Annotated in this window: 1 protein-coding gene; it reads left to right on the forward strand. The window is 47.4% G+C overall.

Annotated elements, in window-relative coordinates; all coding sequences use genetic code 11:
• A partial coding sequence (istB, locus tag V7R39_RS17730; protein ID WP_334032286.1) for an IS21-like element helper ATPase IstB occupies positions 1-749 on the forward strand: 749 nt, incomplete at its 5' end.
• Positions 750-812 lie beyond the last annotated feature (63 nt).

An 812-nucleotide genomic window follows, 5' to 3' on the forward strand; every position in this document is an offset into this window, starting at 1 on the left:
GTAACGCAACGGCCTCATTATCACTCATGCTCAAGCAACTCAAACTGGCTACAATGGTTAAAGAATGGGATGCGTTAGGCAATAAAGCTGTTAAAGAGCAGTGGAGTCCACAGCAGTACTTATCGGAGCTCTGCCATATCGAGCTGGCAAACCGTGAAGACAAACGCTTACAGCGACTGTTAAAAGACGCAAAGTTACCGGCTGGGAAAAACCTAGGCAACTTCGATTTTAATCTGGTCGACGGTATCTCAAAACACCAGGTCATCGATCTGGTTAACCAACCCAGATGGTTGAAACTGGGTGCTAATGTTTTACTGTTCGGAGCCAGCGGACTGGGCAAAACCCATATCGCCAGCGGTATCGGGTATGGGCTAATCGAGCATGGCTATAAGGTTAAGTTCATCGCAGCTTCAGCCATCGTGCAACAACTACAGCAGGCGAAACAGCACCTTCGGTTGCAAGATGAGCTGCTAAAACTGGATAAGTACAACCTGCTTATCGTAGATGATGTAGGTTACGTTCGCAAAACCGAGCAGGAAACCAGTGTGTTGTTCGAGTTAATCGCGCATCGATATGAAAGACACAGCATGATCATCACATCAAATAAGTCGTTCGAGCAATGGGACGAGCTGTTTGACGACTCAACAATGACGATCGCCGCCATCGATCGACTGGTGCATCATGCGACAATCCTTCACTGTGAAGGAGAAAGTTACCGGCGCAAAATGGCGATGAGAAACGGTAGTTAGAAATCGGCATCAACCGGCCAGAATAATTGCCGGAAAACCGGCCAAGATAATTGACGCTAGATA

This window comes from Alteromonas sp. P256, assembly GCF_036864455.1.
In the GTDB taxonomy this organism is placed as follows: domain Bacteria; phylum Pseudomonadota; class Gammaproteobacteria; order Enterobacterales; family Alteromonadaceae; genus Alteromonas.